Below are 23601 nucleotides of genomic sequence, written 5' to 3' on the forward strand. Positions count from 1 at the left end.
TCCCGTGTACCGCAGGGGCTCTGTTCCGCCGCTGATCATCCCGGGCCTTCGTGTGTCCTCACACCGTCCCGAGCGTCCCTGAGCGGCCGCTCCCGGGCATGCGTGTGCGCGCCCGAAGCCTCCCGAGCGTCTGAATCCTCTCAACCAGTGTCTGTCTTCAACCCGCGGGTGCGTGCACCCGGCGGGAACGGGAGTCTTTTATGTCTCGCACCACTCGAATCGAGCGCTACCGCAACAATGGCGGGGTCATCCCGAAGGAGTTCATCCCGGCCATCGAGAAGGGCGTGGCCGGCGCCATGGAGAGAGGCGTGCTCGCGGGCTACCCGATGGTGGACGTGGAGGTGCATCTGGTCGATGGGAGCACGCACGTGCGCGACTCCACGCCGCAGGCGTTCACGATGGCCGGCTCGCTGGCCTTCCAGGAGCAGCCATGCGGGCCATGACGCGGTGCGCGGCGTACGCGCACCGCGTCAGAGCCGGACTCGCGTGGGAAATCCTCGCGGCCGTGGCAAAGCGATGACGTGGCGCGGGTAGACGGTCCGCATGTTCCTCCACGCGCTCGGACACTTCCACCCGGAGAACCTCATCACCAACGCGTTCCTCCAGGACATCGGCCTGGAGACGGACGACGCATGGATTGTCGAGCGGGTGGGCATCCGCACCCGGCACACGGTGCTGCCGCTCGACTACCTCCGCGAGACCCGCAACCGGGACGTGCGCGGAGCCCTCGAGGCCGCGCTGTACTCCAACGCGGAGACGGGCAGGCGCGCGGCGCTCATGGCCCTCCAGCGCGCGGGGCGCGACGTGAAGGACGTGGGAATGGTGGTGGCCGGAGGTTGCTCGCCCGACGAGTGCATTCCAGCCGAGGCCTGCCGCATCGCCGAGGCACTGGGCATCGAGGCCCCCTCGCTGGACCTCAACGCCGCCTGCTCGTCGTTCTGCGCGCAGCTGCACTTCCTCGCCGGGATGCGGCCGGAGCGGCTGCCAGACTTCATCCTCGTGGTGAATCCGGAGAACTCCACCCGCGTGGTGGACTACGCGGACCGCTCCAGCTGCGTGCTGTGGGGCGATGGCACCAGCGCCGCCCTGATCAGCCCGCGCATCCCCGGCCCCTGGCGCATCACGCACACCCTGCTCGGCGGAAGCCCCTCGGGCGCGGACAAGGTGAAGGTGCCCCGCGCCGGCCACTTCACCCAGCAGGGCTCCGCGGTGCAGGCCTTCGCCATCAAGCGCGCCAGCGAGACGTTCCTGGCGTTGCGCGCGCACTACCTCGCGGCCTCACCAGGACGCACCCCGGACGGACTGAGCCTCATCGGACACCAGGCCAACCTGCGCATGCTGGAGGCGGTGCAGCGGCGCACCGAGGTGCCCGACGCGCACCACTTCTACAATGTGGAGCACCGGGGCAACTGTGGGGCCTCGGGCGCGCCCACCGTGCTCTCGGAGAACTGGGACAACCCCCAGGTGGGCGACGCGGTGGCACTCGCGGTGGTGGGCAGTGGCCTCACCTGGGCTGGAGCCTTGCTGGAGCGCTCCGCTACGGCTGGAGCGTGAACGTGTAGATGGGCCAGGAGCTCGGGTCGTAGGCGACGCAGCTCCCGCGGTCCCAGTTCTTGAACCGCATCTCGAGGGTGCGCGCCCCCACCGGTGCCGTGATGGTGGCCGGCGCGGGCTCCCGCCTGTACCCGCTCGTGGTGGTCACATAGGCACTCTGGAAGGTGCCGTAGTCGAAGCGGTACTCGACGGTGATGAACCACGTGTCCATGCCGCTGTACGTCGCGCGGCACGTCTTCAGCCGGTCGAGCGCGTACTGGACGGTGAAGGGCTGGCCGGCGCGCAGCGTACCGGTGACCGTATAGGGGCCGCTCACCGGAAAGGAGATGACCGGGGTCTGCGCCGCGGCGGAGGTGGCGATCAGCAGGGGGAGGACGAACGCACAGAGTCTGGACGACAAGAGAAGCTCCTGGGGGGAAAGGACTGCCCGGGCATTCTCCAGGATGCGGTGGAGAAAATTCCAGGAATTTCCACTTTTCTCTTTTTCCCAGGAGACATGGGGCATCCGCGCGCCTCCGTGCAGAGGGCTCGCGCACGCCCCGTCCATGTCGAAGTCCCGCACCACTGGAGAATGACATCAAAGGCCGTGGGATGCCTGCCACTCGAGGCGCTCGTCGGCATCGTGCGCCAGCCGTTCGAGCACCTCGTCCAGGGAAAGGAACACCGCCCGTGAGCATACGCGGGTAGAGTCATCTTTGATGCCAATCCACGATGCACTCATCGAAGCCCAGAAGCTCCTCGGGAGGCTCTGGAAGGAGGAGCAATCCCCTGAGCGAGAAAGAATCCTGGAGTGTGCGGGCTACACCCTCTCGTTCATCTCCGCGACCGGCCAGCACTACCGGTTCGAGGACTTTCGCAAGAACCTGGCCTCAGATAGCCCGGCACGGGTCGAATCGCGCACTCTCGCCCCCAACGAACCAGGAGCCGCTGGTAGCGCGAACATCCGAGAGCTTCTGGCCAGAACCCATGGCTTCTTCAATCAGTTGCTGGCCGGGCCGAACTGTACCAATGACCATGAGCCGATTCGCATTCTCCTCGACGTGTTTCATTACATCGTCTTGAACGGCGAGTTCGTCGCTTTGGACGAACATATGCAGAGACTCGAAGCCGGCGCTCCGCCGCGCGTCATCGCCGCATTTGGAACGCAGGCAGAGGCAACAACCTGGCTGGAAAACACGTCCGAACCGCCCAGCAGGGCCTTGGTGTTGATTGGAGACCAGTACCACCAAGCCGTCTATCTCCGAGACATCAACCACCGCAAGGTCATGCCGTGGCCCGCAATGGAGTACTACCTCGCGGAGCTCGTCCAGGATGTACCCCCCATCCCCGTGGCCTCATTCGCCAGCCGCGAGATGGCCGAGGCCTGGCTGAAAGCGCAAGCCGAGCCGCCCGATCGCGAATGGGTGATGATCGCGGGTGCAGTCCACCTCGCGGTCAACCACGCCAACGTCCAACGCCGCGCCCTGTACCCCCTGTCGATGGCCGATGGATACACCATCAATCTCGAGGTTGAACCCGAGCCCTCACGGCCAGACTGAGAAGCACGGATGGGCTCGCGGACACGCGCCTCCAAAGGAGATGCCCCGGGTGGCCCATACGCCCCCTACCGATTCGTCAAGTGACCTGCTCCGGAGTGACCGCTCCGGTTGAGCAGTCCTTGTCCGGACGGGCAGGCTCCTCTACGGTGCGAGCCTCTTCCCGGAGGCCCCGTGCGCCCTCGCACATGGACAGCCCTGCTCTGGCTCCTTCTCGTCACCACCCTCGCCGCACAACCCGCACGGGCCACCGGGCCCGAGTCGCGGCGCGGCACGGTGCTCGTCGCGGGACGGCCGGAGGCACCCCCGGTGCTGTACGTGGACTCGGGCACGGTCACCCGCGTCCGCTTCGTGGACCTCGTGGAACCGCGCGCACTGCCAGGACCGGAGTGGCAGGGGCATGTCGAAGTCGCTCCGTTTGGAGAGCGCTCCCTCGTGCTCTCCCCCGTGAAGAACCTGCTGGAGGGGCAACGCCTGCTGCTGCCCGTGACGGGACGCACGGAGGCCGGAGAGCCCGTCTCGCTGACGCTGGCGCTCGTCACCCGGAAGGAGGTGGTGGACGCGGAGGCGTGGGTGGCCCGAGCCCACGTGCTTGCCGAGCCGGTGGCGGACGGAAACGAGGTGGACGCGGTCGCCCGCGAGCTGCTCGCGAGCCACGTACCAGGAGGCGGCAGTCCCAGGCTGTCGCTCCGTGTCCCGGACATGAAGACGGCCACCGTGCCGGCCAGCGGCTTCCGGGCCTGGGTCGAGTCCTCCCTCCAGTTGGAGGGATACCTCTTCGTCACCGTCACCCTCCAAGCCGACCGCCGTCACTCCAGGCCCTGGCGGCTCGTCCGGGTCCGGCTGGAGGCCGGGTGCCCTCGAGGCGAGGGGCTCCCCGTGCGCATCACCTCGGGTAGCTCTGGGCGATATCAGTTCCACACCTTCACCACGCCGATGCCCGAGGGGGCTGGCTGCGTGGGACTGACCCTGGAGGAAGACGGCCCCCGGACATTGCGCGTCAAGGAACTGAAGGTGAACCCATGAAGCGCCCCCTGCACCCGGACCAGCTGCGCCCGGGCCACCGCGTGCGTCACTACCGGGTGGTCCGCCGTCTGGGCTCCGGCGGTTTCTCCACCGTCCTCCTCGTGGAACACGGGGGCCACTTCTTCTCGATGAAGATGGCGGCGCGGCCGCCGAGCGCCGAGGACGAGTCGCGCGTGGACGAGCGGGCCGTCCGCGAGGCGGTGGTGCTGGGGCACTTCCGGCATCCCCACCTGCCGAAGGTCTACGCCACGGGACGCTGGCCCGACGCGGACTCGGGCTACTTCTTCGTCGTCACCGAGTACATCCCCGGGTGCACCTTCAACCGGTGGCGTTGGAAGACACACTCCTCGCTGCGCCGACAGGTGAAGGAGGTGGCCGAGGTGGCACGGGTGCTCGCGGAGCTGCACGAGCGCGGCGTGGTGCACCGGGACCTCAAAGCGGACAACCTCCTCATCCGGGAGGGGGACGAGAAGCTCTTCCTCACCGACTTCGGCTCGGCCTTCCTGCCCGGGGCCTACACGCTGACAGAGGTGTTGCCGCCCACCACGTTCCACAACCTGCCTCCCGAGTGCGCCACCTTCCTCATCAACGGCGAGTGGGAGCAGGGAGCGCATCTCTCCGCCACTCCCGCGATGGACCTCTACGGCCTGGGTGCCCTGCTCTACGAGGTGCTCACCGACTGCCATCCCTTCAGCCCCCGGCTGCCCCAGGCGAAGCTGCTGCTCGCCATCGAGTCAGTCGTCCCGAAAGAGCCCCTCCTGCTCGACCCGCGGGTGCCGCCAGTCCTCAATGACCTGACGATGCGGCTGCTGGCGAAGAAGCCGGAGCTGCGCCCTCCGAGCGCCCGGGCCGTCCACGAGGAACTGATGCGGATGCTGGAGGCGGAGGGAGACTCGGAGCCATGGACGCGCCCGTATGCCTTCGCGGCTCGGGATGAGGCGCCTCCTGCCCTTCCAGATGAGAACGGGGTGCCAGGAACGTCCTCTCCGGCCGGCCAGACGGCGGACGCACAGAAGGAGCCGAGGAAGCCGGGGCTCCGGTGGAGGGCACTCCTGGTACTCGCCGTCACCGCGGGGCTACTCGGGGTAGGGTGGAGTCTGGTCCGCGAGGAGTGCGTGTCTGCCTTCGAGCTGGCGTGCTCCGGCGCGGGTTCCACCGAGAAAGGAAACCACTCCTTGTTACCCTCCCGCAGAGCCGACGACACCCTCTCGCAGCCCCATCCCGCCAGCAGCCTGTGCACGTGGCTGGGTGCCTGTGCCGCCGCCGCGAACCTCCTGGGGTGCGCGAGCGCGCCCGTCCGCCCCGAAATGGAGCCCCTCCTCGCGCAGTGCCCACCCGAGGCCCGCCAGACGGCCAGCCGGCTGGGTCTCCGGTCCATCATGGAAGTCCAGCTGGTGAACGTGACGGAAGCGGGGCCAGACCACCACCTGGCCACGGTCAACATCAAGAGCGGGCCGGTGCAGGGCGAGCTCATCGTGAACGACGAGGACTACTTCAAGGTGACGGGTGAGGCGAAGGTGTTCCCGGACCGGGTCTACATCTACTTCGACAAGCTCCATCCCACGCCCGAGGGCCCACCCGTGCCCTTCTGCGGCGCGGCCCTGAACGACAACAGGAATCGCTTCGGGGTGGAGACATGGGCGGTCATGCCGCAGGAGGGCGCCCTGGTGGAGCCCACCAAGGTGGACCGGAGCCCCGATGCCGCCATCCTCAACTTCCCCATCGTGTTCACCTACATCCAGGGCCCCGACAACAAGTTCCGGCCCCGCGTCGTCATAGATGATTAGGTGCCGCCGCTCGACGTGACGCTCTCGGCTCTGGCCCCCTGCCGCTCCACTCACGTGCCGATTCGTGGCTGTCTGGGCGTGCTGTCATACTCCGAGCGGCCCCGCCAGGACCCTCGAGGTCCTGAGTTGTTTGGAGGACCTGGCCATGCATCTCCGAGCGTGTATCGCACTTCTACTCTATGTCTCAGCCTGCGCTACGTCAGCGCCCGGCCCAGGAGGGCCAGCAGCCCGGGACCCGAGGTTGGCCAACCTCCAGCGAGCGGCGACGCTGCCCTGGACGGACGGGGGGCGTTGCGCCGTACAGGAGGCTTCCGAGCCCTGGCCCGTGCTGGCGGAGCGGTGCTTTCATGCCCTCGACCATGACCGGATCGAGTTTCACGACACCACGGGGCGATGCGCGGTGGCCTCTGCCGGTGCCGCTGCCCTGGGAGTCGGGCTCTGTGTCCTGGCGGCGCCGGAACTCGTCGTGGGAACGGTGATCATCGCGGGCGTGGTGTTAGTGGGCTTCGTCATCAAGGAGGCCCTGGATGCGTATGCTCTGGATATGGGCCTTCCCGAGGTACGGCCCGCGCCTGAAACGCGGCCCGTGCCTGAAACGCGGACCACTCCACAGAAACCCTCGCCTAAAAAAAGGCCCAAGCCGGAGCCGAAGGGGCCGGATCTACCTCCTGTGGAGCCACCCGAGACTTCGGCGCGAGATCGCCGCAGGTGCGAGCCCGCTCCAGTGCCGTACCACCTTGGCGGTAATAAACTGCACGACATGTGCGCCGACAGAATTCCGAACAACAGTTTTCCCGGCGGCGATGTGTTCGTGAATGGGAAGAACTTCGACGCGCTGCAACTGGCCACGCGCACGCTGTGGGAGGTCAAGACCGACAAGTTCGACACGTACACGGACGACCTACAGGTCATCGTGGTCAAAAGTCAGGTGCAGGAGTTGCGGCACGAGCGCGCCCTCGCTCTGGCTTGCGGATTTGACTACCACGTCGGCGTGCGCAGTGAAGCGCACAAAGAAGCGCTGGAAGAAGAGGCCCCGGATCTCATTGGCCTCATCGTTGTCATGGACTGGTGCTGAGATGACAGCCAAACGAAAAATCACCCTCATCGTCTACGCGCCCGCACTCGTGCGCGATGACAGTCGACCCATGACAGTGGTCCATGGGATGGAGCGTGCGTTCCCTGGCATGAGCCTGGGATGGACGACTTCACTGGACGGGCAGCGCACCCTTTTGGCGAATCGCGATACATGGCTGGCCCAACAGAGGATGGACCGGGAATTTCCGCTCCTCCACAACGGCGATGAGCGTGCGTTCGTCTCGGTGTATGGAACGGAAGCGTCGGCGACCAGTTCGCCGGGCGGTCAGGCCCAGCTGGAAATACACATCAAGCTCCCACTGAGCCCAGAAGGCATTGCAGCGGCAGCGGATGTGCTGGAGGCCGTGGCAGAAAACGCGCGCGCGTACTGGGGGCATGCCACGCCGTCCAAGGCGTCGCTGGATATCGCGCGCCAGACAAAGAACCGGCCAGACGACCTGGAGCCTCCTCCTCGCGGGCTGCCGATGATCAAGTCCCCTGGTGCCATGCGCTCGCCTGAGATTCCGCATCGCCTCGGGTGGCTGAACTACTGGTCGGGTGCGGCTGCGGAGGCCATCGGCTTTCCGGACCCGGCCCGCGACGCGGAGTTGCTGTCACGCACACGGCGTACCGCGACGGGAGGGTGGGTTGTCCGGCTCACCGATGCGCCGCTCGACTTGGACAACCCCACCCACCTGGACGCGCTTCAACGGGTCTACGAGCGCTTCCCGGAGATTGGCGGGCGAGTCCTCCCTTGAGAGCAGGTTTCGGCAGGGAGCCTCGCCAGGTACTCACCCGAGAGCGCCGGCTGGCAAGCGCCCGGCCCCCACCGCTGTCCTGCAGGCGGCCCGCGCGTGGCATAAACCTCCCCCATGTCTCGCGACGTCTCCTTCTTCGACTCCCTGGGCCGCCTCCTCTCCCTCGAGCGCGAGGCCGAGCGCGCCCGCATGGAAGCCCTCGCCGAAGGCATGTCCCTCCAGCAGCGCGCCGAGCAGGGCCTCTCCTTCCTCGACCTGGAGAGCATCGAGGAAGAAGTCGGCCTCGGCGGCCGCGTCCTCGTCACCCTCGCCCGCAAGGACCGCGCCCGCTTCCCCGCACGCCTCGACAACGGGGACCAGGTCGCGCCCCCCTCAAGTCCAGCATCCTCTCCCACGAGAAGTAGTAGCATGGGCGCTGCCGCGCTACCTATCGGTGCGGCGCGCATCCGGTCAGCGCCTACATCCATGAGAATCCTTCTCTATTGCTTGGGGCTTCTTTTCGCTGCGCCCGCGTTCGCCAGCCCATTGGAGAATGAGCTGTGCCATGCGCGGCCTCGGCCAGTCGAAGCGATGGAGAAGCCGGAGAAGCTCTGCCGTGCCTTCGTACGAGCCATGGAGAAGATGCCCGGCGAGGCGATGAATGAAGTGCAGGCAGTACTGTCTCCCGAGAGCATCACGCTCATGGGAACGATGACCATGGCATGGATTGGCAGTCAGGGCATTCCCGTGCTCGGCCAGGCCGTGGACGTGGCGCTGCTATCGCTGGGCGTCATGATGGCCGCAGCGCAAACGGCTGCGGTGAAGGACTCGCTGTGGCTCTACGTCAACTCCGCAACCCATGCGAGAGATGAGGCGGGCCTCGACGCAGCGGCGACGCACCTCGCACGAGCCGGGGCCACGGTGGGGGTGAGCGTCGTGACGTTCATCCTGATGAAGAAGGTATCCGGCAAGGTGCAGAACCGGCCGGGGCCACGCGACCATCCCGCCCTGCTACCCGAACCCATACCAGTAGCCGCGGGCGGGCATGTGGGCGCTCCCGTGGGCGCCGCTCCAGGTGTCGTCCCAGGGACAGGTGTGGCACCCGCGTTCGCCGCCGCAGGTGGACGCTCGGCGGGAGGAGGCGCTCCAACAGAGGGAGTGAAGCCCAAGAAGGTCAACCACAAAACCTTCAAGGAATGGATTGGAAAGGTGAAACGGCGGCCCGCCCGCGAGGGCTCGGAAGCCTACAAGTACCAGAGGAAGCATGCTGGGCCAGAGGAGATGGAGGTCTCCGGAGGTGGAGAGCAAGTCTGGGCGGACGGTGCCCGCCTGGAGGAGGCGAAACTGCTCGAGGTCAAGCACATTGGCGATGCCGAGCGAAGTCCATTCATTGCTGGCTCGAAGTGTGTCGAGAAAGCCCGAACCATGATTCTGAACGCACTCATGGACGAGTTCGCGCGTTACGCCGCAGTCATCAGGGATCCCAACACTCCAGCAGTGGGGCTCGAGGTGATTGTCAACGATAGCAGGGCTGTTCCGCTCTTCGAGCAACTCCTGAAGAAATTCAGCATTCCAGGTGAGGTTGTTGTTCGCCCTTGAAGCGAGGAGAAGGTGGATGAAGTTCTTCATCTTGGCGGAGAGTGGCGGATTGCCGCCTGTCTCTGAGTTCATCTCCAGCCTGAGCACGCGGTGGCCTGGAGCCACGGTGAGACAGATCTCCAATCCCGAGAGAAGCTATGTTTTGGAGTTCAGTGTTCCCATGACGGATTCAGCATTGGAGGGTTTGCTTGCTCGAACGGGTGACTCCATGACGTTCGAAGGTGCCTCTCTTCGAGACACCTCCGGATTCGTTCAATGGTGCCGCACTCTCGTCCCCCCTCACCTGCCACTGCTCTTCTGCGACGAGAGTATGAACGGCGAGGTAAAGGTGACTCCGGCAATGACGGCAGCGGAAATACTCGAAGCATTTCATGCAAGTGGAGGGTGAGGAGTGTCAGCGAGCTGGCGATCTGTGCGCCAGGGGTCTGGAGTCCCTTGATGCGCTTCTGGGGGTAGCCGGCACATGGCATAAACCTCCCCCATGTCTCGCGACGTCTCCTTCTTCGAAGCCCTGGGCCGCCTCCTCTCCCTCGAGCGCGTGGCCGCGCGCGCCCGCATGGAAGCCCTCGCCGAGGGCATGTCCCTTCAGCAGCGCGCCGAGCAGGGCCTCTCCTTCCTCGACCTGGAGAGCATCGAGGAAGAGGTCGGCCTCGGCGGCCGCGTCCTCGTCACCCTCGCCCGCAAGGACCGCGCCCGCTTCCCCGCCCGTCTCGACAACGGAGACCAGGTCGCCGTCTTCCCCCGCCGCTCCGAAATCAAGGAGCCCGCTCGCGCCCTCGTCTCCCGCGCCACCGCCACCCGCGTCCAGCTCGCCTTCGACCGCGAGCCCCCTCCCTTCGTCCACGAAGGTCTCCTCCGCCTCGACCGCGTCCCCAACGACGTCACCTACGAGCGCGTCCGCGCCGGCCTCCAGCGCGTCAAGGCCCTCGACAAGGGCGCCGCACGCCGCAAGCGCGAGGTCCTCCTCGGCAACGAGCACCCCCGCTTCGACTCGCTGCGCGAATTCACCCCCACCCGCCCCCTCAACCCCGAGCAGCACGACGCCGTCTCCCGCGCGCTCGCCGCCGAGGACTTCTTCCTCGTCCACGGCCCTCCCGGCACCGGCAAGAGCACCGTGCTCGCCGAGGTCGCCGCCCAGGCCGTCTCCCGCGGCCAGCGTCTGCTGTGCACCGCCGCCAGCAACGCCGCCGTGGACCACCTCACCGACCTCTGTCTCGACAAGGGCCTGCGCGCCCTCCGCATCGGCCACCCCGCCCGCGTCACGCCCCGGCTCCAGCAGCACACGCTCGATCTCGTCGTCGAGGAGCACCCCGACCGCGTCCTCTCCCGCGAGCTCTTCGACGAGGCCTTCTCCCTGCTCGGCTACGCCCGCCGCCAGCGCAACCAGGGCCGCAGCCGCGAGCGCTTCGCCAACGCCCGCGCCTCCACCACCGAGGCCAAGAGCCTCCTCGACGAGGCCCGCGCCCTCGAGCGCAAGGCCCTGCGCGCCGTCCTCGAGCGCGCCCAGGTCGTCTGCGTCACCCTCGCCAGCCTCGAGTCCGGCGTCCTCTCCCACGAGGAGTTCGACCTCGCCCTGCTCGACGAGGCCACCCAGGCCACCGAGCCCCTCACCCTGCTCGGCGTCCTCCGCGCCCCTCGCGTCATCCTCGCCGGTGACCCCCAGCAGCTCCCGCCCACCGTCCTCTCCCCCGAGGCCGCCAAGCAGGGGCTCGCCGTCAGCCTCTTCGAGCGTCTGCTCGCCGACCACGGCGAGGGCGTCAAGCGCATGCTCCGCGAGCAGTACCGGATGAACACCGCCATCATGTCCTTCCCCTCGAAGGAGATGTACGGCGGCGAGCTGCGCGCCCACCCCAGCGTGGCGGACCGCACCCTCGCCGACGTGCTGCCCTCCACCGCCAGCGTGGACGCCCCGCCCGTCCTCTTCCTCGACACCGCCGGCAAGGGCTTCGACGAGGAGCAGGAGAAGGACACCGGCAGCCTCTTCAACCGCGGCGAGGCAGAGCTCGTCATCGCCCGCGTGAAGGAGTTGCTCGGCGCCGGCCTGGAGCCGCGCGAGCTCGCCGTCATCACCCCCTACCGCGCCCAGGCCCACGCCCTGCGCGAGCGCGTGGAGGCCCTCTCCCCCGACGTCGAGGTGGACACCGTCGACGCCTTCCAGGGCCGCGAGAAGGACGCCATCCTCGTCTCCCTCACCCGCTCCAACTCCGAGGGCCAGCTCGGCTTCCTCACCGACCTGCGCCGCATCAACGTCGCCCTCACCCGCGCCCGCAGGCACCTCTTCGTGGTGGGAGACTCGGCCACCCTCAGCGGCCACCCCTTCTACGCCCGCTTCATCGAGTCCACCCAGGAGGCCTCCTCCTACCGCTCCGCCTGGGAGTGGCCCGACCCCGCGGACGTCCCCTGACGTTTGACACGTCGCGCCCCCCCTCCTATCGTGAACAGATGTACAATAGGACACACCCGCGAGGGGGTGCGTTGTCCCCATCCGTGTTGCCGGGGCTCTTGCTGTGGCTGTCGATCGCAGGGTGCTCGGACCGCTCCAACCCGGACACGAAGCAAGAGAGCCCGGAGACCACGAGCCGGGAGGTGTCGGTGGAGGCGCTGGCGGGCGAGGTCGACTCGGCGAACCGCTATCCTTCAACGGTCCTCGTCGTCGCCCAGGAGCCCGTGACGGGAAAGGGCTTCAAGGGTTGCAGCGGCGTGCTGCTCTCCCCGCGGTGGGTGCTCACGGCGGGACACTGCGTGTGTCCGCAGCGGCCAGCGCGTGTGCCTGGAGATGAGAATGGGCGCATCGTCGATGGCACCACGTGTTCGGCGAGTGCCACCATCAAGGTCCTCTCCTACCTTCCGATGACGCCGGGTGAACCGTCGGAGGTGCGCGCGACAAGACATCAAGGCAAGGTTCACGCCCATCCCGAGCTCAAGCTCCTGCTGGATGCTGACGGAGGGATTGTCTCGAGCCATGCGGACCTCGCGCTCGTCTTCCTGGAGATTCCGGTGAAGGACGCGCCTGCGTCTCCAGCTCTCGCGAAGACTGAAGTCATCCCCGGTGAGCCCATCACCGTGGTGGGACACGGCCATGACGAGCTCCGAGGAAGCATGGGGGGAGATCGCCGATTCAACAGGACGCGGGTGGTGAAGCGCGCGGAAGCAGGCGGAGAGCGAATCCTGTTCGAACAGCCGAACCGGAGTGTCTACAAGGGCGAGAGCGGAGGCCCTTGCCTGCGGGAGACCCCTCAGGGGCAGGAGCTCATCGGGGTATCGAGCCGCAGCCTGGGCCAGGAGCCCTCCTTCATCGGCACCCATGCCTTCCAGGGTTGGATTCTCGAGCGGATGCAGAGCACGCCATGAGCGGGGGCCGCTGCCGGACACTCCTCGCCGTGCTCTCGCTGCCGGTGCTCGCCCTCGGGAGCGGCTGCGCCGGGGAGATCTCGTCGCAGGAGCGGACGCTGTTCCGGCGCACGTCTCTCGTCAGGCCAGGGAGCTCGCGGGATTTCGAGAACCGCTACCGGTCGACGCTCAGGCTCTTCGTCGCGGAGAAGGCAGCACAAGAACAGGGCTCGAGCGGAGAGTGCAGCGGCGTCCTCATCGCGCCGCGGGCCGTTCTGACGGCCGGACATTGTGTCTGCATCGTGAGGAAGCTCTCCGTGTCCGAACGCGAGGCACTCGGCAAGGAGGCGATTGCCGGGATGGCGCGCCGAGGGGATGTCGTTTCCAGGGCCGAGAGCCTTCGGGGCCAACGTCTTGACGCCGTCCTGGACAGCTCGAGGTGCGCGAGCAGCGCGAAGGTCAGGACGATCATCTACGAGCCGCGGGTTCCAGGAGAAGCGGAGGGCTCGCGGCAGGTGACTTACAGCGGCACGGTGAGGCCCCATCCCCGGCTCGAGCTCCTCTACGACGATGAAGGGAGCGTGGTCTGGAGTAGCGCGGACCTCGCGGTCATCCACCTGGACATGCCGGTGAAGGACTTTCCGGTGGTGGAGCGGACGACAGCAGAGGCGCGGGTGGGTGAGCCCATCGTCATGGCGGGTTATGGACCCGGTGAGCCCCTCGGATTGGCTGGGGAGCGTCATTCTGGCGAGAACCAGGTGAGTTGGCTCAGGACTCTGGACTCGGGGAGTGTCGAGTTCGTCGTTGCACAGCAGCGGATGCCCACCGGACACGTCGCCGCACACCTGGACGCAGGTGATAGCGGAGGTGGCTGCTGGCGCACGGGAAGCGATGGCAACCTGGTGCTCATCGGCATCGCGGGTGGGAATGCGAAGAACGGGAGGGGCGAGAGCCTCTCGGTCTTCACCAGCATCTATTCGCATGAGGAGTGGCTGAGCCAACAACTGGCGGAGCCGTGATTCATGATTCTGGATGCCTGGGACTCGAGACAATAAGAACCTCGACAGTCACCCCGGCCGACTACGCAAAAGGTGCAGTCCTACACGCACGTTTTGTCGCATCCCCCCGCAAAATTTGTCACTCCGGGAGGGGCTGGCAGGGTCTAAATCCCTGGATTCCTTGTGGACCGGCCATACCCGGGCATCGGCACGCCGCATGCTTGAGGAGGGAGCGGGGGAAGGCAGCCCTCAAAGGAGGCAGCCATGTCGCAGGTTCGTTCCGTCGTGTCCAAGGAAGCAGATGTGTGGGTCCTCCGGCTGGAGAAGGCCAACGGGAAGGTGCAGGAGTACCGCTGCACCTCCGAGGGCCAGGCGAAGCAGCTCGCCCAGATGCTCTCCGCCCCGGCGTCCATGGAGCCCGTCCAGCTGCAGGCCTGAGTCGAGCTCGCAGTTCCCAACGGCGGCCGGATGCGTCATGCGGCTCCGGCCGGAGTAGTCTCCCGGCCCGCAAGGAGCCGCCGTTGTCCTCTTCTTTCGAGTCGTTGACAGCCGATGCCCACGGCCTCGCCCTCCACGCGCGCCAGCGCAATCCCGGGGGCGACACCGCCGTGGTGTTCCTCCATGGCTGGCTGGACCATTCCCACAGCTTCGATCTCGTCGCCGAGCACCTGCCGGAGACGTGGCGGCTGGTGCTGCTCGACTTCCGCGGCATGGGCCGCAGCGCGCACCTGCCGGGCCATGCGCACTACCAGTTCGCCGAGCACCTGGTGGACGTGGAGGCCGTGCTGCGCGCCACCGGGCTGAAGGCGGCGCACTTCGTCGGCCACTCGCTCGGCGGCATCGTCGCCACCGCCTACGCCGCCGCGCGTCCCGAGCGCGTCCTCAGCCTCGGCCTCATCGAGAGCCTCGGCCCCACCGGCGGCCCTCCCGAGAACGCGCTCCCCCGCCTGCGCGGCTTCCTCGATGACCTGGAGCGCCCGCCCAACCGCAAGCGCTACCCCACCGTCGAGGCCGCCGCCGCCCGCCTGCGGGAGAACACCCCCTCCCTGCCCGAGAGCGTCGCGCTCCACCTGGCCCGCCATGGCACCCGGCCCGTGGACGGCGGCCTCGTCTTCACCTTCGATCCCGCCCACCGCCGCCGCTTCGCCTTCGGCTACGACGACGCGCAGTGGCTCGCCCTCTCCTCGGCCGTCACCTGCCCCGTGCGGTTGATCCTCGGCGGCGAGGGCTTCCGCTTCGATGAGGAGCGCGCCCGGGCGAGGATGGAGGCCCTGCGGCTGCCTCCCCCGCTCGTCATCCCCGGCGGGCACCACGTCCACCTGGAGCAGCCCGAGGCCGTGGCGCGCGCCCTGGTGGAGCACGTCCGCTCGGCCCGCTAGTCCGCCCCCGGCCCTCCGGCAACCCGGGAAAATCCCTTCCACCCTTCAGGGTACGCGGCTTCCCTCCGTTCGTATCCCACATCCACACCTCTCACCAAGTCCCTGTTTTCACTGGACTCCCCAGTCGACAGAGAGCTGGTCGCCCGTTTGCATTGGGGCCCTGCCGGATGGGCGCGAGGCGAGATCAGGTGATGAGAACGGGGCTGAGTGGTGGGCGGATCATCGGTCTGTCGCTGCTGGCGGCGCTTCTGGCCGCATGCCATGAGCCGGGGAATACCCGCTCGGTCATGGCCACGGCGGCAGTGGACTCGGACGCACTCGACTTCGGCGAGGTGCCGGTCGGGCAATGGCGCGAGAAGGTCGTGCGCATACGCAACGTGGGCTACGTGCCCTTCCGTGCGTTGGAGGCGCTGGGGCTCGAGGGCAATCCCTCGTACCAGGTCTCCTTCGAGGGCGAAGGCCGGGTGGAGCCGGGCGCCGAGAAGCTGGTGCGCGTGCGCTTCCACCCGCTGGCCGAGGGCCCCGTGGAGGAGCGGGTGCACGTCACCACGGATGCCAACTCGGGCCGGGAGCACACGGTGCGGGTGATGGGCCAGGGCGCACCCCTGCCCATCGACATCCAACCGCCCGTGCTGGACTTCGAGACGCTGGAGGTGGACAGCGAGCGCACGCTGCGCCTCACCATCACCAACCCGGTGGACCTGCCGCTCACCGTGACGGTGAAGGGCGCGGCGGCGGACGCGTTCCGCACGGACACCCTCACCGTGCCACCGCTCAGCACGCACCAGGTGGAGACGCGCTACCTGCCCACGGACCTGGGGGACATGCGCGCGCTGGTGGAGGTGAAGCCCTGCGCCACCTGCACCCCGTCCACGGCGGAGCTGGCGGGCCGCTCGGTGGCGAGCGCCTTCGTCTTCGAGCCCTCGCCGGTGCCCTTCGATTTGATTCCCGTGCACGAGCGCACGCAGTCCTTCACGCGCGCGCGCAACATCACCTGGCGGCCCGTCACCCTCCAGGAGCTGAGCACGGATGACCGGGCCTTCACGCCGCTGGCCGCCCCGCGCGCCACGGAGGTGAAGCCAGGCGAGGTGGTGAAGCTCCCGCTGGAGTTCGCGGCGCGCACCTCCGGGCCCACCCAGGCCCTGCTGACGGTGGGCTACGAGTCGGACAAGCGGCGCCAGACGCAGGTGGTGCTGGACGCGAGCGGCGGCCGGCCCCGGCTGGCGGTGGCCCCGCTGGCGCTGGACTTCGGCGAGCTGCCCGTGGGCGGCAAGGTGGGCAAGACGATCCGCCTGACCAACGGCGGCACCACCGGCAACCTGTACTTCAAGGGCGTGCGCGGCACGGGCGCCGCGGCGCACTTCTCGGTGGACGTGCCCCTGCGCGGCAAGGCGCCCCTGCCCTGGACGGCGGGCACCGCCTGGCCGGCGCTGGGCGCGGACGACATCCCCATCGCCCCGGGCGCGGACGCGTTGGACCTGACGGTGTACTTCGAGCCCGTGGCCGAGGGCCCCTGGACGGCCACGCTGGTGCTCGTCTCGGACGATCTGATCAACCCCGAGCGGGAGATCGTCCTCACCGGGCGCGCGCGGACCACGGGCCCGTGCGTCTTCGAGCTGCAACCGCAGCCGGTGCTGGACTTCGGCAACGTGGAGCCGGGCCGGGGCGCGGTGCTGGGCTTCCACTTCCGCAACCCGGGCCGCGAGGAGTGCGCGGTGAAGGACATCCACATCTCCCATGACGGCGGGGGTGCCTTCTTCATGCCCGGCGGGAAGCTGGCGGGCGGCGTGGTGCCGTACGACTCGGCCTTCAGCGCGATGATCGCCTTCCGGCCCCCGGCGACGGGCCAGTTCCAGGGCGAGCTGAAGCTGACGGTGAACAACCCGGCGACGCCCACGGTGACGCTGCCCCTGCGCGGCGTGTCGCAGGCGACCTGCCTGGTGGCCGCGCCGAACTTCGTGGACTTCGGGCCCATCCGCTACGACTGCCCGGCGAAGCCCCGGCGCACGCTCATCTCCAACCAGTGCGCCGCGCCCGTCGTCATGGACAACGCCTGGATGGGCGCGGGCACCAGCGGCCAGTTCCATCAGGTGACGCCGCTCGCCCTGCCGCGCATGCTGGCGCCCGGCGAGGGCGTGGAGGTGGAGTTCACCTATGCGCGCGACGTGCTGGGCCAGCACTACACGCCCTTCTTCGCGTCCGCCGAGAACGAGACGGCGCCGCTGCTCGTCCCGCTGCTGGCGGAGACGAACCACGAGGGCCTGCAGTTGGATCGCTTCATCCAGGGCACGGACAGCCAGTTGGACGTCCTCTTCGTGGTGTCCAACACCACCACCATGGACACCTTCCAGGCGCGGCTGAAGGCGGCCCTGCCCGGGTGGCTGGAGCGCGCGCGGACGGAGGGCGTGGACCTGCGCCTGGGCGTCACCAGCACGGGCCTGGGTGCCCGGGCGAGCGTGTGCGGCGGCCCGGCGGCGGGCGGTGAGGCCGGACGGCTCGCCCCGGTGGATGGGCGGCGCGCCCGGGCCATCTCCAGCACCGCGGCCACGGCGGCCGGGACGGTGCAGGCCAACATCGACGAGCTGGGGCTGTGCCACAACCTGGTCCAGGGCCTGGAGACGATGCGCCAGGCGCTCTCCTCGCCCCTGGCCACCAGCGCGGATGATCCGCGCACCCCGCTGCCCAACGACGGCAACCTGGGCTTCATCCGCTCCACGGCCCGGCTCGCGGTGGTGGTGGTGTCCGACGAGGACGACCACTCGGGCTTCGACCCGGAGAGCTACGTGCAGTTCCTCCAGGCCGTGAAGGGCACGGGCATGTCGCACCGCACCCAGCTCTACGCGCTGGTGCCCACCGACTCGCGCTGCACCACGGCGGGCGGCCCTGGGCCCCGGTTCTCGAGCGTGGCCCAGCGCACGGGCGGCGCGGTGGCCTCCATCTGCACCGGCGACTACGGCCCCTTCCTGGACAAGCTGCTCCAGCGCGCCGGCGAGCCCCAGGCGGACTTCTCCCTGAGCGCCACGCCCAACGGCACCACCGAGATGTCCGTGCGCGTCCAGGGCCGGCGGCTGCCCGACGACCAGTGGTTCCATGATCCGGCGCGCAACGCCGTCGTCTTCCGGTCCGCCGCGGTGCCCACCCTGGGCCAGATGATCGAGGTCCGCTACCGCAGCGCCTGCGTGATCACCCCCGCGGCCCCCTGAGGGGCGGGGGGAGCCTCCGGGGACCCCGTCAAGGGCGCGGGGTCCCTTCCGCTCGTGGCCTCGGGGGGGATATGGTGGGGTCCCCCGTGGAAACCTTCGGCCGTTACGAGCTGCTCCGAAAACTGGCGACTGGCGGAATGGGCCAGGTCTTCCTGGCCCGGCAGAAGGGGCCCGTGGGCTTCCAGAAGCTGCTCGTCGTCAAGCGGCTGCTGCCCCACCTGTCCGAGGACACGGACTTCATCAAGATGTTCCTGGATGAGGCCCGCATCGCCGGCATCCTCAACCACCCCAACATCGCCCAAATCTACGAGCTGGGGGACGTGGACGGCGTGCTGTACATCGCCATGGAGTACGTCCAGGGCGAGGCCGTCAGCCAGGTGAACGCCCGCGCCAACCACCGCAAGGGCGGGCTGCCCCTGGGGCTCAAGTGCCGCATCATCGCGGACGCCGCCGCGGGACTGGATCACGCGCACCAGGCGCGCTCGCCCTCGGGCCGCAAGCTGGGGTTGATCCACCGGGACGTGTCGCCGCAGAACGTGCTGGTGGGCTTCAACGGCAACGTGAAGCTCATCGACTTCGGCGTGGCCAAGGTGTCCGGGAAGCTGAGCCACACGGTAGTGGGCACCATCAAGGGCAAGCACGCGTACATGTCCCCGGAGCAGGCCCGCGACGAGGAGCTCGACGCGCGCTCGGACGTGTACGGCCTGGGCATCGTCTTCTACGAGCTGCTCACCAGCCAGCGGCTCTTCAAGCGCGAGTCGGACCTGGCCACCCTCAAGGCCGTGGTGGGCGCCAAGGTGATTCCGCCCTCCGAGGCCGTGCCCGGCATTCCGAAGTCGCTGGACGCCGTGGTGATGAAGGCGCTGGCCCGCAAGCGCGAGGAGCGCTTCCAGAGCGCCGGGGAGTTCCAGCTCGCGCTCGAGGACTTCCTGCTCGCCGAGCGGCTCCCGGGCACCCCGGCCCACCTCACCGCCTTCATGAAGGAGCTGTTCTCCGCGGAGCTCGAGGAGGATCGCTTCGCCAGCGAGCCCACCGTCATCCAGTACGATCCCCGGCTGTCGCGGGAGATCAGCTCGCCGTCCTCGACCAAGGTGGCACCCGCGCAGGCGCAGGGGCCCCAGGCGAAGCAGGCCCGTCCCGCGGGCGCCACGCCGTCGAAGGGCCGGGCACAGGCTTCCGCCACCCGGCGTCCCACCGCCCCCCGCGGGGATGGCGAGGAGACGGAGGAGACGTAGGCCCGCTCACGGGCGAGCGGACAGGCGGCCCGCGTGTGGCTCCATGGACATTGTGTGGGTCCGGAGGCAACTTCCGAGGGAAGATGGACCCGGGTGACGTGACACGTCAGACCGGAGTGCTAGACCGGCTCCATGGACACGGAGACGGGCGTCGGGGGATTGAGGGAAGTCATGGGACGTGAACGAGCCACCTACGCGGACCTGGAGGCCCTCCCGGAGCATGTGGTGGGGGAGCTGATCGACGGGGAGCTGTACGCCAGTCCCCGGCCCGCGAGCCCCCACGCGATGGCGTCCTCCGTGCTGGGGGTGAAGTTGGGCGTGGCATTCCATCGAGGAGGCCCCGGCGGGTGGGTCCTGCTGGATGAACCGGAGCTGCACCTGGGGGAGGACGTGCTGGTGCCGGACATTGCCGGCTGGCGCAGGGGGCGGATGCCGCGCATGCCTCGCACCGTGGGCTTCACGCTCGCACCGGATTGGGTGTGTGAAGTGCTCTCTCCCTCCACGGCCAGGCTGGACCGGAAGGCCAAGCTCCCCGTGTACGCGCGCGAGGGCGTCCGGCACGTGTGGTTCCTGGATCCGGACACACGCACGCTGGAGGTCCTCCGGCTGGACGGAGCGCACTACTCACCGATGGCCACCCACACCGGCACGGCCCGGGTGCGCGCCGAGCCCTTCGAGGCCCTGGAGTTGGAGCTCGCCGCCCTCTGGGACGAGGTGTAGCCGCGCGCCAGGAATAGGGATGACAGACCCGCGCTGGAGGAGCACCCTTCCGCCATGGCGAACACCCATCCCGGGACGAGCAGGTCCGACCATCCCATCGCCTACCTGACGGACGTGGAGGGCATCTGGGAGAAGCTGGACAGCTTCTGCCAGGGCAACCCGTACGTGCACCTCGAGGCCGGAGAGCGGCTGGTGGTGCGTCCCGGCGCCACCTTCGTCTACGGGGGAGACGCCGTGGACCGCGGGCCGGATGGGCTCCGCGTCGTGCGCACCCTGCTGGAGGCCCGGCGGCGGCAGCCCTCCCAGGTGGTGCTGCTGGCGGGCAACCGGGACATCAACAAGCTGCGCCTGCCGCGCGAGCTGAACGGCCATCCCCTCCCGAAAACCCCCGCCGACGTGCGCACCGCCCCCAGGCCGGTGCTGCTGCGGTGGATCTTCGACCACACCATGGGCGCGCGTGACGCCTTCGAGTTCCGCCGGGAAGAGCTGGAGCGCACCGGCACGCCCGTGAGCGACGAGGACGTGGTGGACAGCTTCCTCGAGGACGTCCGCCCCGGAGGGCTACTGCGCGACTACCTCTCCGTCTGCCAGCTCGCCCACCGCACCGGCAACACGCTCTTCGTCCACGGTGGAGTGCACGAGCGCAGCCTCGGGCAGGTGCCCACGGGCGAGCACGTGGAGGGCGTGGACGCCTGGGTCGAGGCCCTCAACCGCTGGTACCGCGAGCAGCTCTCGGCCTTCCGCGAGGAGCGCCTCGAGCCGGACGGCACTCCGGCCTGGGAGCCCCTCATCGCCTACCAGGCCCCCATTCCCGGCGAGCGCATCAACCTCGGCAGCGTGGTGTACGGGCGCATGGCCGACAGGCTCAACCACCCCGGGCTCCCCTCCCCCGCCCTCATCGAGACCCTCGCCCGCTCGGGCATCCACCGCGTGGTGGTGGGCCACACGCCGAGCGGCGACTGTCCCTCGGTGCTGCGCGAGGACTCCTTCGAGCTCGTCCTCGCGGACAACTCCTACGGCCGCGTGGAGGGGGCCTCGCGCGTCTTCCTCCGTGACGACAGCATCCGCGTGGAGGGCCAGGTGAAGCTGGATGACGGACGGCTGGAGCGGCTCCGCTTCCAGCTCCCGCTCGGCGACACCTCGAGCCCCATCGGCCGGCAGCTGCTCGACACCGGGCAGTTGGTGAAGGGGCCGCTCGAGAGCGGGGAGTGGCTGCTGTTCCGCGCGCTGCCGCGGTTCCAGGTCGAGCAGCTCCCGGTGGCCCCGAGCGCCCTCGAGGGCCGGGCGCTGGGCCCCGCGCGGGCGGCGGCTCAGGGCGTGTAGAGCCCGGCGCTCAGTCGACGAGCGCCTGATAGACGAGCTGCCGCAACTGGGAGCGCAGCGGATAGGTGCTCGAGGGGAGCAGCTGGGTCATGAAGACGACGGTCATCTCCTCGGCCGGGTCCACCCAGAAGGCGGTGCTCGCCATGCCGCCCCAGTGGTACTCGCCCGCGGTCGAGAGCGTGCGGTAGGCCACCGGATCCATGACCACGGCGAACCCGAGCCCGAAGCCGACGCCGTCGTAGCGCGTCTCGGCGAACAGCGGCCGGCCGAAGGCGGCGAGGTCCGCGCCTCCGGGCAGGTGGTTCCGGGTCATGTAGCGGAGCGTCCTCGGGGAGAGCAGCCGCACGCCGTCGAGCTCGCCGCCGTTCAGGAGCATCCAGGTGAAGCGCGTGTAGTCGCGCGTCGTCGACACCAGGCCGCCGCCCCCCGAGAACCACGTGGGCGGCTTCAGGATGCCCCTGCCGAACGCCTCGGAGCGGATGGTCCGGGTGCGCGAGGGGTCCGCCGTATACAGCGCGGCCAGACGGTGCAGCCGGTCCTCGGGGCACCAGAACGTGGTGTCCTTCATCCCGAGCGGACCGAGGATGCGCTCGTTGAAGAAGGCATCGAGCGTCTGCCCGGACACGACCTCGACGAGCCGGCCGAGCACGTCCGTGGCCACGGAGTAGTTCCACTCGGCACCGGGCTGGAACGCGAGCGGCAGCTCGGCCCAACCGCGCACGCACGCGGCGATGTCCATGCCTTCCGATGAGCCGAGCTCGAAGCCGCGGAGCCGGTACATCTCATCGGTGACGTGCACGCGGTGGAAGCCGTACGTGAGGCCCGCGGTGTGCGTGAGCAGGTGCCACACGCGGATGGGCTCGATGGCGGGCACGGTGACGGGCCGGGCCGCGGAGCCGCCGACGTAGACGCGCGGCTGGGAGAACTCGGGCAACCACCGGCTGACGGGATCGGACAGCTCGAACGCGCCCTCCTCCCACAGCATCATCGCCGCGACGGAGGTGATGGGCTTCGTCATCGAGTAGATGCGCCAGAGGGTGTCCGTCTCGACGGGGCGGCCGGCCTCCTTGTCCGCGAGCCCGTACGAGGACAGATGCGCGACCTTGCGGCGGCGGGAGACCATCACCTGCCAGCCCGCGAGCCGCCCGTCGTCCACATACCGCTGGAGATGCGTGTCGATGCGACGCAGCCGCCGCGCGTCCAGGCCGACCTCACCCGGGTCGACGTCGATGCCAAAGTCCGCCATCCGTTGATTCTCCCCCGGCGGGCCAGGAGCTCAGAGGCTCGCGAGGGCCACGCGGTACAGGGCCCGGTAGCCCATCCGCGGCGCGGGCTCGAAGCGCTCCGCCGAGAACAGCTCCTCCAGGAGGCGCTTGCCGTCCTCGGTCTCGTGCAGGCTCAGCAGCGCGCGCTCCAGCTGGCCCGCCACTTCCGACGCCACGCCCATCCCCACCGGCACTCCGTCGTTGGGCGCTTCCTCGGTGTAGGCGATGAGCTCGAACGCCCCGCCCTTCCCCGGCAGCACCACCTCCACGCCGTCCGCGTACGTCAGCCCCGTGGACTCCGGCGGACAGAAGATGCTCGCCACGTCCGCCTGGCCGCCCTGCACCGCCTCCAGGGCCGCCTTGTACGAGCCCGCGAACTGCTGCGCGGAGAACGTCTTCACCGGCTCGCGGCCCGTGGCCTTCAGGTACGCCACCGGCAGCAGGTAGCCGCCCACCGAGTCCCGGTCCACCCACGCCACCCGCGTGCCCTGCAACGTGTCCAGCGTCAGCCCGGAGCCCGCCCGCGCCACCAGCGCCGAGCGGTACGACGAGCGCCCGCGCCGCACCCCGCGCGCCAGCACCCGTACGCCCATGGCCTCCACGCGGGCGCACACGAAGGGCGGCGCCCACACCGCATCCGCCCGGCCCGCGAGCAGGTCCTTGGCGAGCGCCTCGTAGCTGGCCGCCACGCTCACCTCCACCTTGCGGCCCAGGGCCTTCTCGATGAACGCGGTCAGCCGCTCGGCCCGCTCGCGCGCCAGCGCATTGCCCAGCGAGGGCGGCAGACCGAAGCGGAAGGAGAATCGTGCCGGGTTGGGAGGAGAGGCGGACATGGT

Annotated in this window: 20 protein-coding genes and 1 pseudogene; 18 read left to right on the forward strand and 3 right to left on the reverse strand. The window is 68.9% G+C overall.

Annotated elements, in window-relative coordinates:
* Window positions 1–239 precede the first annotated feature (239 nt).
* Together AC16DP_RS27200 and AC16DP_RS27205 are read left to right on the forward strand one after the other, a co-directional pair.
* Window positions 240–422 (forward strand): annotated as a pseudogene (locus AC16DP_RS27200) (hypothetical protein); the annotation flags it as partial.
* A 121-nt stretch (window positions 423–543) separates the two neighbouring features.
* A complete protein-coding gene (locus tag AC16DP_RS27205; protein WP_329733176.1) occupies window positions 544–1554 on the forward strand; it encodes a 3-oxoacyl-ACP synthase III family protein in 1011 nt (336 codons plus the stop codon).
* Here the strand turns inward: AC16DP_RS27205 and AC16DP_RS27210 are convergent.
* Window positions 1538–1954 carry a DUF6209 family protein gene (locus AC16DP_RS27210; RefSeq protein WP_329733177.1) on the reverse strand — a complete coding sequence of 139 codons (417 nt, stop codon included), beginning with the start codon at window positions 1952–1954 and terminating at the stop codon, window positions 1538–1540. The two genes, AC16DP_RS27205 and AC16DP_RS27210, sit on opposite strands and share 17 nt — an antisense overlap.
* Before the next feature lie 298 nt (window positions 1955–2252).
* Here AC16DP_RS27210 and AC16DP_RS27215 point away from each other — a divergent pair, with 298 nt between their 5' ends.
* The 16 genes from AC16DP_RS27215 (at window position 2253) to AC16DP_RS27290 (ending at window position 21500) form a co-directional block, all read left to right on the forward strand.
* Window positions 2253–3092 carry a hypothetical protein gene (locus AC16DP_RS27215; RefSeq protein ID WP_329733178.1) on the forward strand — a complete coding sequence of 280 codons (840 nt, stop codon included), beginning with the start codon at window positions 2253–2255 and terminating at the stop codon, window positions 3090–3092.
* Between the two features lie 171 nt (window positions 3093–3263).
* Window positions 3264–4115, forward strand: coding sequence for a DUF2381 family protein (locus tag AC16DP_RS27220; protein ID WP_329733179.1), 852 nt, complete (start codon window positions 3264–3266; stop codon window positions 4113–4115).
* Window positions 4112–5902 carry a serine/threonine protein kinase gene (locus AC16DP_RS27225; protein WP_329733180.1) on the forward strand — a complete coding sequence of 597 codons (1791 nt, stop codon included), beginning with the start codon at window positions 4112–4114 and terminating at the stop codon, window positions 5900–5902. The genes AC16DP_RS27220 and AC16DP_RS27225 overlap by 4 nt, the downstream gene beginning before the upstream one ends.
* A 325-nt stretch (window positions 5903–6227) precedes the next feature.
* Entirely contained in the window at window positions 6228–6977 is a 750-nt protein-coding gene (locus AC16DP_RS27230) for a DUF6310 domain-containing protein (RefSeq protein WP_329733181.1), read from the forward strand.
* Between the two features lies 1 nt (window position 6978).
* Window positions 6979–7734, forward strand: coding sequence for a DUF5953 family protein (locus AC16DP_RS27235; RefSeq protein WP_329733182.1), 756 nt, complete (start codon window positions 6979–6981; stop codon window positions 7732–7734).
* 114 nt (window positions 7735–7848) lie between these two features.
* Entirely contained in the window at window positions 7849–9312 is a 1464-nt protein-coding gene (locus tag AC16DP_RS27240) for a restriction endonuclease fold toxin-2 domain-containing protein (RefSeq protein ID WP_329733183.1), read from the forward strand.
* Between the two features lie 16 nt (window positions 9313–9328).
* Window positions 9329–9700 carry a type 2 periplasmic-binding domain-containing protein gene (locus AC16DP_RS27245; RefSeq protein ID WP_329733184.1) on the forward strand — a complete coding sequence of 124 codons (372 nt, stop codon included), beginning with the start codon at window positions 9329–9331 and terminating at the stop codon, window positions 9698–9700.
* 93 nt (window positions 9701–9793) lie between these two features.
* Window positions 9794–11716 carry an AAA domain-containing protein gene (locus AC16DP_RS27250; RefSeq protein ID WP_483956886.1) on the forward strand — a complete coding sequence of 641 codons (1923 nt, stop codon included), beginning with the start codon at window positions 9794–9796 and terminating at the stop codon, window positions 11714–11716.
* A 71-nt stretch (window positions 11717–11787) separates the two neighbouring features.
* Window positions 11788–12663 (forward strand): trypsin-like peptidase domain-containing protein, encoded by an 876-nt coding sequence (locus AC16DP_RS27255; protein ID WP_329733186.1) that lies wholly within the window; start codon window positions 11788–11790, stop codon window positions 12661–12663.
* Window positions 12660–13661: a trypsin-like serine protease gene (locus AC16DP_RS27260; protein WP_329733187.1), complete on the forward strand. Its 1002-nt coding sequence runs from the start codon at window positions 12660–12662 to the stop codon at window positions 13659–13661. The genes AC16DP_RS27255 and AC16DP_RS27260 overlap by 4 nt, the downstream gene beginning before the upstream one ends.
* Window positions 13662–13904: 243 nt before the next feature.
* Complete coding sequence (locus AC16DP_RS27265) at window positions 13905–14078, forward strand: hypothetical protein (RefSeq protein WP_329733188.1); 174 nt, start codon at window positions 13905–13907, stop codon at window positions 14076–14078.
* A gap of 83 nt (window positions 14079–14161) precedes the next feature.
* The gene (locus AC16DP_RS27270; RefSeq protein WP_329733189.1) at window positions 14162–15019 is read left to right on the forward strand and encodes an alpha/beta fold hydrolase; all 858 of its coding nucleotides are present in this window, start codon (window positions 14162–14164) and stop codon (window positions 15017–15019) included.
* A 191-nt stretch (window positions 15020–15210) separates the two neighbouring features.
* Window positions 15211–18222, forward strand: coding sequence for a choice-of-anchor D domain-containing protein (locus AC16DP_RS27275; protein ID WP_329733190.1), 3012 nt, complete (start codon window positions 15211–15213; stop codon window positions 18220–18222).
* Between the two features lie 86 nt (window positions 18223–18308).
* A complete protein-coding gene (locus AC16DP_RS27280) occupies window positions 18309–19457 on the forward strand; it encodes a serine/threonine protein kinase (protein WP_329733191.1) in 1149 nt (382 codons plus the stop codon).
* 171 nt (window positions 19458–19628) lie between these two features.
* Window positions 19629–20177, forward strand: coding sequence for a Uma2 family endonuclease (locus AC16DP_RS27285; RefSeq protein ID WP_329733192.1), 549 nt, complete (start codon window positions 19629–19631; stop codon window positions 20175–20177).
* Window positions 20178–20231: 54 nt separating this feature from the next.
* The gene (locus tag AC16DP_RS27290; protein ID WP_329733193.1) at window positions 20232–21500 is read left to right on the forward strand and encodes a metallophosphoesterase; all 1269 of its coding nucleotides are present in this window, start codon (window positions 20232–20234) and stop codon (window positions 21498–21500) included.
* A gap of 10 nt (window positions 21501–21510) precedes the next feature.
* On the opposite strand, the gene AC16DP_RS27295 is transcribed toward AC16DP_RS27290, so the two are convergent.
* Together AC16DP_RS27295 and AC16DP_RS27300 are read right to left on the reverse strand one after the other, a co-directional pair.
* Window positions 21511–22746: a serine hydrolase domain-containing protein gene (locus tag AC16DP_RS27295; protein WP_329733194.1), complete on the reverse strand. Its 1236-nt coding sequence runs from the start codon at window positions 22744–22746 to the stop codon at window positions 21511–21513.
* A gap of 30 nt (window positions 22747–22776) precedes the next feature.
* Window positions 22777–23598, reverse strand: coding sequence for a phosphate/phosphite/phosphonate ABC transporter substrate-binding protein (locus AC16DP_RS27300; protein WP_329733195.1), 822 nt, complete (start codon window positions 23596–23598; stop codon window positions 22777–22779).
* Between the last annotated feature and the right edge of the window lie 3 nt (window positions 23599–23601).

The sequence above is a fragment of the Archangium sp. genome (assembly GCF_057119385.1).